This is a genomic window from Pseudomonas sp. DSP3-2-3, assembly GCF_049898225.1.
In the GTDB taxonomy this organism is placed as follows: domain Bacteria; phylum Pseudomonadota; class Gammaproteobacteria; order Pseudomonadales; family Pseudomonadaceae; genus Aquipseudomonas.
Genome location: NZ_JAFCXH010000006.1, coordinates 119,952 through 133,281, shown reverse-complemented (window position 1 = coordinate 133,281; position 13,330 = coordinate 119,952). Strand labels below are relative to the sequence as shown.

General features: G+C 59.6%; 14 protein-coding genes. 1 reads left to right on the top strand and 13 read right to left on the bottom strand.

Translation table 11 applies throughout. The annotated features are described in order from the left end of the window. Window positions 1–49: 49 nt before the first annotated feature. From ccoS to ccoN (ACP7E4_RS09450), 12 genes are all read right to left on the bottom strand, one after another. On the bottom strand, window positions 50–265 hold the full coding sequence (gene ccoS / locus ACP7E4_RS09505; protein ID WP_426113304.1) for a cbb3-type cytochrome oxidase assembly protein CcoS: 216 nt from the start codon (window positions 263–265) through the stop codon (window positions 50–52). 25 nt (window positions 266–290) lie between these two features. Next, window positions 291–2,738 carry a heavy metal translocating P-type ATPase gene (locus ACP7E4_RS09500; RefSeq protein WP_426113306.1) on the bottom strand — a complete coding sequence of 816 codons (2,448 nt, stop codon included), beginning with the start codon at window positions 2,736–2,738 and terminating at the stop codon, window positions 291–293. A 78-nt stretch (window positions 2,739–2,816) separates the two neighbouring features. Then, the gene (locus tag ACP7E4_RS09495; RefSeq protein ID WP_426113308.1) at window positions 2,817–3,356 is read right to left on the bottom strand and encodes a FixH family protein; all 540 of its coding nucleotides are present in this window, start codon (window positions 3,354–3,356) and stop codon (window positions 2,817–2,819) included. Window positions 3,357–3,382: 26 nt separating this feature from the next. Next, window positions 3,383–4,798, bottom strand: coding sequence for a cytochrome c oxidase accessory protein CcoG (ccoG, locus tag ACP7E4_RS09490; protein ID WP_426113310.1), 1,416 nt, complete (start codon window positions 4,796–4,798; stop codon window positions 3,383–3,385). 348 nt (window positions 4,799–5,146) lie between these two features. Beyond that, window positions 5,147–6,124, bottom strand: a complete 978-nt coding sequence (ccoP, locus tag ACP7E4_RS09485) for a cytochrome-c oxidase, cbb3-type subunit III (protein ID WP_426113312.1) — start codon at window positions 6,122–6,124, stop codon at window positions 5,147–5,149. Continuing rightward, window positions 6,121–6,309 (bottom strand): CcoQ/FixQ family Cbb3-type cytochrome c oxidase assembly chaperone, encoded by a 189-nt coding sequence (locus tag ACP7E4_RS09480; RefSeq protein ID WP_020292821.1) that lies wholly within the window; start codon window positions 6,307–6,309, stop codon window positions 6,121–6,123. Before ACP7E4_RS09480 ends, ccoP (ACP7E4_RS09485) begins: the two co-directional genes overlap by 4 nt. A gap of 5 nt (window positions 6,310–6,314) precedes the next feature. After that, window positions 6,315–6,923 (bottom strand): cytochrome-c oxidase, cbb3-type subunit II, encoded by a 609-nt coding sequence (gene ccoO, locus ACP7E4_RS09475; RefSeq protein ID WP_065836327.1) that lies wholly within the window; start codon window positions 6,921–6,923, stop codon window positions 6,315–6,317. Further along, window positions 6,923–8,365 (bottom strand): cytochrome-c oxidase, cbb3-type subunit I, encoded by a 1,443-nt coding sequence (gene ccoN / locus ACP7E4_RS09470; protein ID WP_047577856.1) that lies wholly within the window; start codon window positions 8,363–8,365, stop codon window positions 6,923–6,925. The genes ccoO (ACP7E4_RS09475) and ccoN (ACP7E4_RS09470) overlap by 1 nt, the downstream gene beginning before the upstream one ends. A 502-nt stretch (window positions 8,366–8,867) precedes the next feature. Then, complete coding sequence (gene ccoP, locus ACP7E4_RS09465) at window positions 8,868–9,818, bottom strand: cytochrome-c oxidase, cbb3-type subunit III (protein WP_426113315.1); 951 nt, start codon at window positions 9,816–9,818, stop codon at window positions 8,868–8,870. Beyond that, the gene (locus tag ACP7E4_RS09460; protein ID WP_047577851.1) at window positions 9,815–10,033 is read right to left on the bottom strand and encodes a CcoQ/FixQ family Cbb3-type cytochrome c oxidase assembly chaperone; all 219 of its coding nucleotides are present in this window, start codon (window positions 10,031–10,033) and stop codon (window positions 9,815–9,817) included. Before ACP7E4_RS09460 ends, ccoP (ACP7E4_RS09465) begins: the two co-directional genes overlap by 4 nt. Before the next feature lie 3 nt (window positions 10,034–10,036). Further along, a complete protein-coding gene (gene ccoO, locus ACP7E4_RS09455; RefSeq protein WP_047577850.1) occupies window positions 10,037–10,645 on the bottom strand; it encodes a cytochrome-c oxidase, cbb3-type subunit II in 609 nt (202 codons plus the stop codon). 10 nt (window positions 10,646–10,655) lie between these two features. Then, complete coding sequence (ccoN, locus tag ACP7E4_RS09450) at window positions 10,656–12,080, bottom strand: cytochrome-c oxidase, cbb3-type subunit I (RefSeq protein WP_426113318.1); 1,425 nt, start codon at window positions 12,078–12,080, stop codon at window positions 10,656–10,658. A gap of 90 nt (window positions 12,081–12,170) precedes the next feature. Here ccoN (ACP7E4_RS09450) and ACP7E4_RS09445 point away from each other — a divergent pair, with 90 nt between their 5' ends. Beyond that, window positions 12,171–12,863: an alpha/beta family hydrolase gene (locus tag ACP7E4_RS09445; protein WP_426113320.1), complete on the top strand. Its 693-nt coding sequence runs from the start codon at window positions 12,171–12,173 to the stop codon at window positions 12,861–12,863. Between the two features lies 1 nt (window position 12,864). On the opposite strand, the gene ACP7E4_RS09440 is transcribed toward ACP7E4_RS09445, so the two are convergent. Then, window positions 12,865–13,323: a hypothetical protein gene (locus tag ACP7E4_RS09440; RefSeq protein WP_426113322.1), complete on the bottom strand. Its 459-nt coding sequence runs from the start codon at window positions 13,321–13,323 to the stop codon at window positions 12,865–12,867. Window positions 13,324–13,330: the final 7 nt, after the last annotated feature.

The window sequence follows — 13,330 nt, the reverse complement described above, 5'->3', positions numbered from 1 at the left end:
TGTCGAAATAACGCCTTCGCGGGCAGGCCTCGCTCCGACAGGATTTATATCAAGCATGCGGTTCATCCTTGGCCTGCTGCTGTCCCTTATGCGCAGCCTCGTCCACTGCCGCCTGGTGATTGGGGTCCTGGTCGTCGAACAGGATGCTGTGGGCGGGACTGTCGAGGTCGTCATACTGGCCGCTGTCCACCGCCCAGAAGAAAATGTAGATCGCGATGGCGACGATGAGCAGGGCCGCCGGGATCATGATGTAAAGCGCTGGCATAAAGCCTCCGAAGCCGGTCGCCGTTTCATGTCGGCAACGGACGGGTGATGGCAACCGCTGGCGTCTGAACGCCTGGCATTCGCGTGAGGCGCAAGGCATTGAGCACCACGGTCAACGAACTGACCGACATGCCGATGGCCGCCCAGACTGGCGTTATCCAGCCCAGTGCCGCGAACGGCAACATGAGGCCATTGTACAGCCCGGCCCACAACAGATTCTCAATGATTACCCGGCGCGTGCGGCGCGCCAGACTAAAGGCCTGGACCAGCGCCTGCAAACGGTTGGACAGCAACACCGCATCGGCGCTGGTTTTCGCCAGATCGGTGGCTGAACCCATGGCCACGCTGATATCGGCGGCAGCCAGCACCGGCACATCGTTGACGCCATCACCCAGCATCAAGACCTTGCGGCCCTGGCTATGCAATTGTTGCAGCACCGCCAGTTTGTCGTCCGGACGCAAGCCGCCCCGCGCTTCGTCGATACCCAGTTCCGCCGCGACCCTGGCGACCATCGGCGAGCTGTCCCCCGACAACAACAGCGTCTTCCAGCCACGCGCCTTGCAGGCTTGCAGCAATTGGAAAGCGTCGTCGCGCAAGCGGTCATCCAGGATGAACCAGGCGAGCGGCCCATTGCTGTCGCCCAGCAACAAATGCTGGCCTGCGTCTCCCGGCATCGGCGGGATAGCGCTGGCACTGAGGGCGCAGACGAATTCGGGCTGACCAATGCGCAACCGCTGGCCGTCGACCACACCTTCGAGCCCCAATCCCGGCTGGCTATGAACGTCTTCAGCTGCGACCGGAGCGCGCCCGAACGCGCGGGCGATGGGGTGTTCGGAGCGGTTTTCCAGGGCGGCGGCCAGGCTCAGGCACGTGTCCGCATCCAGCTCACCCAACGTTTTGATGCTGCGTAATACCAGGCGGCCTTCGGTCAGGGTTCCGGTCTTGTCGAAAATGACCGTATCAATCTGATTCAAGCCTTCCAGCACGTGACCACGGGTCAGCAACAGGCCGAGTTTGTGCAGCGTGCCCGTGGCAGCGGTAAGTGCCGTCGGGGTCGCCAGTGACAAGGCGCAAGGACAAGTGGCGACCAGCATGGCGAGGACAATCCAGAACGCTCGGGACGCGTCGATCTGCCACCAAAGCAAGCCGATAGCCGCCGCAAAAATCAGCGAGATCAGCAGGAACCATTGCGCTGCCCGGTCGGCAATTTCCGCGAGGCGGGGTTTGTCTGCCTGAGCTCGTTCCAGCAGGCGGACGATGGCTGACAGCCGCGTGTCATGGCCCAGCGCCAGGACTTCAACAGTCAGCGCGCCTTCGACGTTCAGCGTGCCAGCAGTGACCGCATCTCCGGACTGCCGAGGTTGTGGCAGGTATTCGCCGGTCAGCAATGATTCGTCGACGCTGGATTGCCCTTCGACAATGCGGCCATCTGCTGGCAGCACCGAACCCGGATGCACCAGCACGTGATCGCCTATGCGCAGTTCACTGAGCAGGATGCGTTCGCTTTGGCCGTCAGCACTCAGGCGCAGGCACGAGGCGGGCAGCAGGTTGACCAGTTGCGCCGTTGCCGCAGCGGTGCGTTCCCGAGCGCGTCGTTCCAGATAGCGACCGGCCAGCAGGAACAGCGCGAACATGCCGACCGCGTCGAAATACAATTCGCCATTGCCGGTGATCGCGGTCCAGATCCCGGCGATGTAGGCGCTGCCAATGGCCAGCGATACCGATACGTCCATGGTCAGGTGCCGGGTGCGCAGGTCGCGCATGGCACCGCGAAAGAACGGTGCGCAGCTGTAGAACACAATCGGCGTGGTCAGGAACAGCGCGACCCAACGCAGGATGGTGTGCATCTCCGGGCTTAAATCGATGTTGAATTCCGGCCACGTGGCCATGGTGGCCATCATCGCCTGGAACCACAGCAGGCCGGCGACGCCCAGTTGGCGCAGGGCCAGGCGATTCTCGCCGGCCAGTTGCTCGGCCGCCCGATCAGACTGGTATGGATGGGCCACGTAGCCGATATGGCGCAGTTCGCTGAGCACCTGACTCAACGGCAGTTGGCTGTCCGCCCAGCGCACATGCAGGCGGTGATTGGACAGGTTCAGACGCGCTTCGGCCACCGCCGGCAGGCTGCGCAGGTGTTTTTCAATCAACCAGCCGCACGCCGCGCAGCTGATGCCTTCCATCAATAGCGTGGTTTCCGACAGTTCGCCGTCATGCCGAACAAAGGGTGCCTGCACGTCGGGGCGGTCATACAGCGCCAGTTCGTCAACCAACTGCACCGGCAGGGTTTCGGGGTTGGCCGAGGCTTCGCTGCGATGGCTGTAATAACTTTCCAGGCCACCAGCGACAATGGCTTCGGCGACCGCCTGACAGCCAGGACAGCACATTTCCCGGCGTTGCCCGAGCACGACAGCGGTAAAACGGCTACCGGCCGGGACGGGCAGGGCGCAGTGGTAGCAGGGGGTTGGTTGAGTCATCTAGGCAGCCGGATGGTGAGCATTGGCGCTGTTGGAGCGACCGGAGTGGCGATCCAACGGGTTCGCGCCACTCTCAGGTCAATTCTTCAGATCTTCCGCGCCTTGAATCGGCTCGTCGCCCAGGGCCAGGTCCTTGTCGTGGCTGACTTGTTCCTCTTCAAACAAGCGCCAGGTCTGGCCGTCCTGCACGCCGAGCAGTTCCACGAAGCGTCGGCCTTCGACCTTGTCGCTCAACTGGCCGATGTAGCGCCCGGCATCCGACGGGCTGCGGGTCAGGATGATCTTGCGATCCTTTTCCGGCTGGGTCGGTGAAATCAGGTTCAGCTCGACGGTTTGCGGCTGGCTGTCGCCGCTCAGACGCAGCTCGGCTTCGCCGGTCAGTTCATCCAGATGCACGCTGGCGCGCAGCTTGAGGGTCTGGGCCAGCAGCTCGCGATTGAGCGAACGGTTGATGCCTTTGCCAGCCTCGTAGTAGTTGTCGTTGACCAGATTGTCCGGGTGGTTCACGGCAATGGTCACCATGGACAAGGTCAAGGTCACCGAGCACGCCAGGATCGCGATGATGATCCATGGCCAGATGTGCTTGTACCAAGGGCTTGAAGCAGTTGCGACAGACATGGCGAACTCTCTATTAATACTGGGTGTTAACGTACTTGCGGGCCAATGAACCGGCTTTTGGTTTCAGCGTGCGTGCCGCCGTTATCGGCGTCCTGCAGGATGAACGTGACCTCGTTGGTGCTCGACGGCAGCTTCTCGGGGGCGCTCGACAGCTCCACCGGCATGGTGAAGATATCGCCCGCCGCAACCTTGAATTCACGACGTCCTTGCAGCTTCAGATCCGGCAGGCCGGTGGCATCGAGAATGTAGGTGTGGTCCACCTGATCCTTGTTCATGACTTTGAGGCTGTAGACGTTTTCGATCCGTCCTTCGGCGTTTTCCCGGTACAGCACGCGGTCCTTGCTGACATCGAAGCCCACCAGCGAGCGCACGAAGAAGGCCGACGCCAGCAGGCCGATCATCACCAGCAACACCAGCGCGTAACCAATCAGGCGGGGCCGCAACTTGTTGGTGACCTGGCCGGACAGATTGTGCTCGGTGGTGTAGCTGATCAAACCGCGCGGGTAGTTCATCTTGTCCATGATGGTGTCGCAGGCATCGATACAGGCCGCGCAACCAATGCACTCGACTTGCAGGCCGTCGCGGATGTCGATCCCGGTCGGGCAGACCTGCACACACATCGTGCAGTCAATACAATCACCGAGGCCCTGTGCTTTGTAGTCCACGTCTTTTTTACGTGTGCCACGTTTCTCGCCACGCCGTGGGTCGTAGGAGACGATCAGCGTGTCCTTGTCGAACATCACGCTCTGGAAGCGGGCGTAAGGGCACATGTAGATGCACACTTGTTCACGCAGCCATCCGGCGTTGCCGTACGTGGCGAGGGTGAAGAAGCCGATCCAGAAATAGGCCCAGCCGTCAGCCTGACCGGTGAGTAATTCGGCGGTGAGGTCGCGGATCGGCGCGAAGTAGCCGACGAAGGTCAGGCCGGTCACCAGGCCGATCAGCAACCACAGCGTGTGCTTGGCCAGTTTGCGCACGAGTTTGTTGGCACTCATCGGCGCCTTGTCGAGTTTGATGCGCTGGTTGCGATCACCTTCGGTGACTTTTTCGCACCACATGAAGATCCAGGTCCAGACGCTTTGCGGGCAGGTATAGCCGCACCAGACGCGTCCGGCATAGACGGTGATGAAGAACAGGCCGAAGGCGCTGATGATCAGAATGCCCGACAGCAGGATGAAGTCCTGGGGCCAGAACGTTGCCCCGAAGATGTAGAACTTGCGCTCCGGCAGGTTCCACCACACCGCCTGGTGCCCGCCCCAGTTCAGCCATACGGTTCCGAAATAAATCAGGAACAGCAGACCGCCGCCGACCATGCGCAGATTGCGGAACAGGCCGGTAAAGGCACGGGTATAGATTTTTTCGCGCGCGGCGTAGAGATCCACCGTGTTGTTGTCTTTTTTCGGTGGTGGCGTGACGTTGTGTACGGGAATCTGATTGCTCATCGGTGCATCCCACGGCAGTGGAAAAATGCCTCAGTCAGTGCATGCCGACTGTGGTCAGAAGAGTGCTGCTATGGCGTTAATCATACGCCTGCAGACATGGCTGAGGGCTGCGACCTCTGGTCGCATTGGGTCGCCGCGCATCTTGGTGTAGGAAATTGTAGAAGATGCTGATCTGGATCAATTGACTCGTAGATGATGTGCGGCTTTTTTGGCTGCTGTCCGGCACAAAAGAGAAGCCTTGTGGGAGCGAGCTTGCTCGCGAAGACAATGCTCCAGACGCTGAAAATGCGTCTGGTGTGCTGGCCTCTTCGCGAGCAAGCTCGCTCCCACGGGTTTTATTTCACCGGCCTACTCTGCCTGCGCCGGCTTTTCCCCATGGGAAAGGCTGTACACGTAAGCCGCCAGCAGGTGAACCTTGTCGTTGCCTTGCATCGCTTCCTGAGCGGGCATCTGGCCCTGACGGCCGTAACGGATGGTCTGCTGCAGTTGCGCGAAGCTCGAACCGTAGATGAATGCCCCCGGATGCGTCAGGTCGGGCGCGCCCATTGCCGGCGTGCCTTTGCCTGCCGGGCCGTGGCAAGCCACGCAGTTGGCCGCGAAGATTTTCTGCCCGGCTGCCGGATCGGCTTTGGCATCTTCCGGCAATTTGCGGCCATCCAGTTGCGTCAGTACATAGGCTGAAACATCACGCACGCCTTGCTCGCCGACCACTTCGCCCCATGCTGGCATGACCGCATGGCGGCCACCCATGATGGTGGTCTTGATGGTTTCAGGCTCGCCGCCCCAGCGCCAGTCGGCGTCGGTCAGGTTCGGGAAGCCGTAGGCGCCCTTGGCATCGGAGCCGTGACACACCGAGCAGTTGGACGCAAACAGGCGGCCGCCCATCTTCAGCGCTTGCGGGTCTTTGGCGACTTCTTCAATCGGCATGGCCGCGAACTTGGCGAAGATCGGCCCAAACCGCGCATCGGAACGCGCCAGCTCTTTTTCCCATTCGTGGACGCCAGTCCAGCCAGCCTGACCATTGGAAAACTCGGTCTTCTTGTCGTTATCCAGATAGTCATAGCCCGGCAGGATGCCTTTCCAGTTGCCCAGCCCCGGATACAGCACCAGATAACCCAGCGCAAAGATGATGGTGGCCACGAACAGCATGAACCACCACTTGGGCAGCGGGTTGTCGTACTCCTCGATGCCATCGAAGGAATGACCAACGGTTTCTTCCGTGGCTTCGTTGCGCTGGCCCTTGCGGGTGGACAGCAACAGCCAGGTCAGGACGAAGATCGTACCCAGGGTGAGGACTGTGACGTACAGACTCCAAAACGTACTCATTTGTTGCTCCTGGAAGCTTGCGCTTGCTCGACGTTCTTGATGGCTTCGGGATCATCCGCGAAGGGCAGCAAGGTCGCGTCTTCAAACTCTGACTTGCGCCGCGGGCTGAACACCCAGAGCGCCAGACCGATAAAGGCCACCATCACCACCAAGGTGCCAAGGCCTCGAATCATCCCGATATCCATCAAGATCACCTTTTGCTTTTGATGATGGTGCCAAGGCCTTGCAGGTAGGCCACCAGTGCGTCCATTTCCGTCTTGCCTTTTACGGCCGCCTGGGCGCCGGCGATATCTTCGTCGGTGTAAGGCGTGCCGAGGGTGCGCAAGACTTCGAGTTTTTTCGCCGTTTCCTTGCCATCGAGCTTTTTCTCGACCAGGAACGGGTAGGCTGGCATTTTCGACTCAGGCACGACGTTGCGCGGGTTGTACAAGTGCGCGCGGTGCCAGTCATCCGAGTAACGTCCGCCGACTCGCGCCAGATCCGGACCAGTACGCTTGGAACCCCACAGGAACGGATGATCCCAGACGCTTTCCCCGGCAACCGAATAGTGGCCGTAGCGTTCGGTCTCGGCGCGGAACGGACGGATCATCTGCGAGTGGCAGCCGACACAGCCGTTGGCGATATACACGTCGCGACCTTCGACTTCCAGCGCGGTGCGCGGCTTCATGCCCTCGACCGGCTTGTTGGTCACGTCCTGGAAAAACAGCGGCACGATCTGGGTCAGGCCGCCAATACTCACGGCGATGACCATGAAAAAGGCCAGCAGCCCGATATTCTTCTCGACTACTTCATGCTTCATCAGTGAGCTCCAACGACAGCGATCTGGGCGGCGGCTTCTGCTTCAACCGGGTCGGAAGCGCGGACGGTTCGCCATACGTTGTAAGCCATGAACAGCATGCCACTGGCGAAGAATGCACCGCCCACTGCCCGGACGATGAAACCCGGATGGCTGGCTTGCAAGGCTTCGACGAACGAGTAGGTCAAGGTGCCGTCGTCGTTGATCGCACGCCACATCAGGCCTTGGGTAATGCCGTTGACCCACATCGAAGCGATGTACAACACCGTACCGATGGTCGCGAGCCAGAAGTGAGCGTTGATCAAACCGATGCTGTGCATCTGTGGCCGACCGAAGACTTTCGGAATCATGTGGTACAGGGCGCCGATGGAAATCATCGCCACCCAGCCCAACGCACCGGCGTGAACGTGGCCGATGGTCCAGTCGGTGTAGTGCGACAGCGAGTTGACCGTCTTGATGGCCATCATCGGACCTTCAAACGTCGACATGCCGTAGAACGCCAGGGACACCACGAGAAAGCGCAGGATCGGGTCGGTGCGTAATTTATGCCAGGCGCCCGACAGGGTCATCATGCCGTTGATCATGCCGCCCCAGCTTGGCGCCAGGAGAATGATCGACATCGCCATGCCCAGGGACTGCGCCCAGTCCGGCAACGCGGTGTAGTGCAAGTGGTGCGGACCGGCCCAGATGTACAGCGTTATCAGTGCCCAGAAGTGCACGATGGACAGACGATAAGAGTAGATCGGACGCTCGGCCTGCTTGGGAACGAAGTAGTACATCATCCCCAGAAAGCCCGTGGTCAGGAAAAATCCTACCGCGTTGTGGCCGTACCACCATTGAATCATGGCGTCCGTTGCACCCGAATAAGCCGAATAGGACTTGAACAGGCTGACCGGCAGCGACATGTGGTTGACGATGTGCAGCATCGCGGTCACGACGATGAATGCGCCGTAGAACCAGTTGCCGACATAGATGTGTTTGGTCTTGCGTTTGACGATGGTGCCGAAGAACACCGCGCCGTAAGTCACCCAGACAATGGCCAGCAGAATGGCAATAGGCCATTCCAGCTCGGCGTACTCCTTGGTGGTCGTATAGCCCAGTGGCAAGGTAATGATTGCGCCGACGATCACCGCTTGCCATCCCCAGAAGGTGAAGGCCGCCATGCTGTCGGAGATGAGCCGCGTCTGGCAGGTTCGCTGCACGACATAATAGGAAGTGCCGAACAATGCACAGCCACCGAAGGCGAAAATCACCAGGTTGGTGTGCAGCGGGCGCAGGCGTCCGAACGTCGTCCATTCAAGGCCGAGGTTCAAATCAGGCCACACCAGTTGTGAGGCGATGAAGACACCTAATCCCATGCCAAGGATTCCCCAGACCACCGTCATGATGGCGAACTGGCGAACGACCTTATAGTTATAAGCAGTCTGACTGATTGCTGTGCTCATTCTAAGGTTCCACGGTTTGTCTATTTATTAGAGGTACTTATCCGGGGTACTGAGGGCGCAGGTATGGGGAGGGCATTGGTCAATGCAGCGCTGACAGCGCGTTGCATATGCTTTCCGAAGCTGAAACTACGGCCCTTTCAGGCGTATCCCGAACGCAAGGCACACGAATTACCGTGTCCAAGCAGACTGAAAAAGGCGGGGGAGACAGGTCTTGTGAAATAGGGCGCGTGAGTGGCGGACATCTTGGCTGCATACGGGCAAGGCTCGAACAGGCCATGGATCAGCCGGTCAGGTTTTGCCTGTATGAATGTCGGACACATTCCTTTCACTTGGCCTGTGGCCAGCTATTGCCAGTCCACTATGCGGGCAAGCTTAGACCCGAAAGCCGGGAGTGGGAAGCTGTACTAAGGAGGGGTGCGACACTTGGTCGCGTATAAGCAGGGAACTGCCGCACCCCGTTGCAGGGTGCGGCGTTCGTGTTACCCAGCATGTTGCTGAATCGTTACTCCGCCTGTTTTACCTTGGCCGCGAGTTGATCAGGACCTTTGGACAAGCTGTAAACATAAGCGGCGAGCAGCTGCACTTTGTCATTGCCCAGCAAATCGGCCTGAGCAGGCATATGACCTTGGCGACCAAGACGGATGGTCTGTTGCAGTTGCGCCAGGCTGGTACCGTAGATGAAACCGCCCGGCTGCGTCAGGTTTGGGGCGCCCATCGCTTCGGTGCCTTTGCCTGTAGCACCATGACACGCTACACAGGTTGTGCTGAACACTTGCTGTCCGGCCTCAAGGTTGGCGGTGTCATCCGCAGCCAGAGGCAAACCGGCGAGGGAGTGGCGCACGTAAGCGGCAACGTTCTTCACGCCTTCTTCGCCGATGACTGCGCCCCAGGCTGGCATCGCTGCCATGCGCCCGCCCATGATGGTGGTCTTGATGGTGTCGGCCGCGCCGCCCCAGCGCCAGTTGTCGTCAGCCAGATTCGGGAAGCCGTAAGCGCCCTTGGCGTCCGAGCCGTGGCAGACCGAGCAGTTGGACGCGAACAGGCGGCCGCCCATTTTCAGGGCCTGCGGATCCTTGGCAACTTCTTCCACCGGCATCGCGGCGAACCTGGCGAAGATCGGTCCGAACCTGGCGTCAGCCTTGTCCATTTCCTTCTGCCATTCGTTGACGCCGGTCCAGCCATTTTCGTAGCCGGGCAGTACGCCTTTCCAGTTGCCCAGGCCCGGATAGAGGATCAGGTAACCCACCGCAAACACCAGCGTGCCGGCGAACAGCATGAACCACCACTGCGGCAGCGGATTGTCATACTCCTCGATGCCGTCGAAGCTGTGGCCCATGGTCTGGTCGGTGCTGCCTTTGGTTTCGCCCTTGCGGGTACCGATCAACAGCCAGGTCAGGCCGATCAGGCTGCCAATGGTCAGCACGCAGATGTAGGTGCTCCAGAAGGTGGTCATGACTGTTTACTCCGCGCGACAGACTGCTGTTTGGAGAGTCGCTCTTGTGAAAGTTGCTCGTTGACGGGTGTCGGCAAGGGTTCATCGGCGAACGGTGCCATGCGCGCTTCAGCGAATTCCGAGTTGCGTCGGCTGCTGAAAACCCAGAGCGACAGGCCGATAAATGCGATTGCCACCACCAGCGTGCCGAGGCCGCGCAAGTCTTGAATATCCATGGCTCACCTCTTGCTCTTGATCGAAGTGCCGAGCACTTGCAGATAAGAAACCAGTGCGTCCATCTCGGTCTTGCCTTTGAGGGTCGCTACGGCGCCGCTGATATCGGCGTCGGTATAAGGCACGCCGAGGGTGCGCATGGCCTTGATCTTGGCTTCGGTATGGCTGCTGTCCAGTTGCTGGGTAACCAGCCAGGGGTAAGCAGGCATCTTCGACTCAGGCACGACGTTGCGCGGGTTGTACAAATGCGCGCGGTGCCAGTCATCCGAGTAGCGAGCGCCAACCCGGGCCAGGTCCGGACCGGTGCGCTTGGAACCCCACAGGAACGGGTGATCCCAGACGCTTTCGCCAGCAACCGAATAGTGGCCGTAGCGTTCGGTCTCGGCGCGGAACGGCCGGATCATCTGCGAGTGGCAGCCGACGCAGCCTTCGCGGATATAAATGTCGCGACCTTCGAGCTGCAGCGCGGTGTAAGGCTTCATGCCTTCGACCGGCTTATTGGTCACGTCCTGGAAGAACAGCGGCACGATCTGGGTCAGGCCGCCGATACTGACGGCGAGCACCATCAGAATCATCAGCAGGCCGACGTTTTTTTCGATTACTTCATGTCTCATGGTCGACTCCTCAGGCCATCTGCGCAGCGGCGGCAGCGTCGACAGGGTTGGAAGCCCGCACGGTGCGCCAAGTGTTGTAAGCCATCAGGAACATGCCGCTGAGGAAGATCGCACCGCCCACCATCCGCACGATGAAGCCTGGGTGGCTGGCCACCAGGGTTTCGACGAAGGAGTAAGTCAAGGTGCCGTCTTCGTTCACTGCACGCCACATCAGGCCCTGCGCAATGCCGTTGACCCACATCGAAGCGATGTACAACACCGTACCGATGGTCGCTAGCCAGAAGTGCGCGTTGATCAGGCCGATGCTGTGCATCTGCGGCCTACCGAAGACTTTCGGGATCATGTGGTAAAGAGCACCGATGGAGATCATCGCCACCCAGCCCAACGCACCGGCGTGAACGTGGCCGATGGTCCAGTCGGTGTAGTGGGAGAGCGAGTTGACGGTCTTGATGGCCATCATCGGACCTTCAAAGGTCGACATGCCATAGAACGCCAGGGACACCACGAGGAAGCGCAGGATCGGGTCGCTGCGCAACTTATGCCAGGCGCCCGACAGGGTCATCATGCCGTTGATCATGCCGCCCCAGCTTGGTGCCAGCAGAATCAGCGACATCACCATGCCCAGGGACTGAGCCCAATCCGGCAGCGCGGTGTAGTGCAAGTGGTGCGGACCGGCCCAGATGTACAGGGTGATCAGCGCCCAGAAGTGCACGATGGACAATCGATACGAATACACCGGGCGCTCGGCCTGCTTGGGTACGAAGTAATACATCATCCCGAGGAAGCCAGCGGTGAGGAAGAAGCCCACAGCGTTGTGCCCATACCACCACTGCACCATCGCATCGGTTGCGCCGGAGTACAGCGAATAGGATTTGGTCAGGCTGACTGGCAACTCAAGGTTGTTGACGATGTGCAGAATCGCAACCGTGAGGATGAACCCACCAAAGAACCAGTTACCCACGTAGATGTGTTTGGTCGTGCGTTTGGCCACGGTGCCGAAAAACACGATGGCGTACGCCACCCAGACGATGGTGAGCAGAATGTCGATTGGCCATTCCAGTTCGGCGTATTCCTTGGAACTGGTGTAACCCAATGGCAGGCTGATGGCCGCCAGCAGGATGACCAGTTGCCAACCCCAAAAGGTAAAGGCCGCCAGCTTGGGAAGAAACAGCTGGGTCTGACAGGTGCGCTGGACCGAGTAGTAGGAACTGGCAAACAATGCACAGCCGCCGAATGCGAAGATCACGGCGTTGGTATGAAGTGGACGCAAGCGACCAAAGCTTGTCCACGGAAGGTCGAAGTTAAGTTCAGGCCAAACCAGTTGGGCGGCGAGGAAGACGCCAAGTCCCATCCCGACAATCCCCCAGATCACCGTCATAATGACGAACTGGCGGACCACCTGATAGTTGTAGGCGGTGCTGTTAGTAGTGTTCATTTAGGTGTATTTCCCATCCAGCTAGGTCGGGGCCATCACGCACGGTTATAGCTCCGGGTTATTGGCAGACTCATCAAAAGCGAGGCAAGCATGAGCAATGGGCAAAATGCCTGTATTGACGAGGATCAATGCGCGCAACTGGCAAAGGACAATGGCTGGTTATGGAACCGGGCAGAACGGGATTCCGGCAGTAAAACGGCAACGCTGATTCTGGCCCATGGCGCGGGTGCGCCCATGGACAGTGCTTTTATGAATGACATGGCCGCGCGACTTGCCGCACAAGGCGTCAACGTGTTGCGCTTCGAGTTTCCCTATATGGCCCAGCGCCGCATTGACGGGCGCAAGCGCCCACCTAATCAGCAGGCGCAGCTGCTTGATAGCTGGCGGCAGGTGTATGCCAGCCTGCGACCTCATGTTTCTGGAAAGCTGGCCATTGGCGGCAAATCCATGGGCGGGCGGATGGCCAGTCTGGTTGCGGATGAGCTGGGCGCTGATGCGCTGGTCTGTCTGGGCTATCCGTTTTACGCGGTGGGCAAGCCGGAAAAGCCAAGGGTCGCGCATCTGGCCGAACTGAACACCCCGACCCTGATCGTGCAAGGCGAGCGCGACGCATTGGGTAACCGCGAGGCGGTCGAAGGCTATTCGTTGTCGAAGTCGATTGAATTGCTGTGGTTGCCTACCGCCAATCACGATCTCAAGCCGCTCAAAGCATCCGGCGTTACTTATGAAGAGTGCCTGGCGAATACGGCGCAGCGTATCGGGCAATTCCTGCTGGCTGAATGATTCACCGGCATTGCAGATCGAACACACCGTCGCTGACTTCAAAATCAATGGCGGACATGCCGAAACTGAAAAGCCCTTTGATCTGCTGCCGTGTTACGTCGGCTTCGAGCAGCGTGAACCGGCCAGTCTGCAGGTTGGCTGAGTGATAGACCACGCTGCGCCTGCCTGGACTCTCGTTATAGACAATCTTGATGTGCTCATTGGCGACAAGATCATAGGTGCCAGCGGGCAAATCCCGGTCGAAGAACAAACCGATACTGGTTCGCTTCTGACCCACCTTACCGTCGGCAATTATTTTCCAGATCCAGTGCCGCGGGGCTTCGGCCAGTTCGGGCCGAAGCGTCAGCCGGGCGCGCAGAGATTTGATGACCATAGGCCGCTGATTGACAGCCGCCTCGAAACTTCCCGTGCAGTGGGCGGGCGGAATGGAACGCTTGGCTGGCTTTGCAGGCTTGCTCATGATCAGG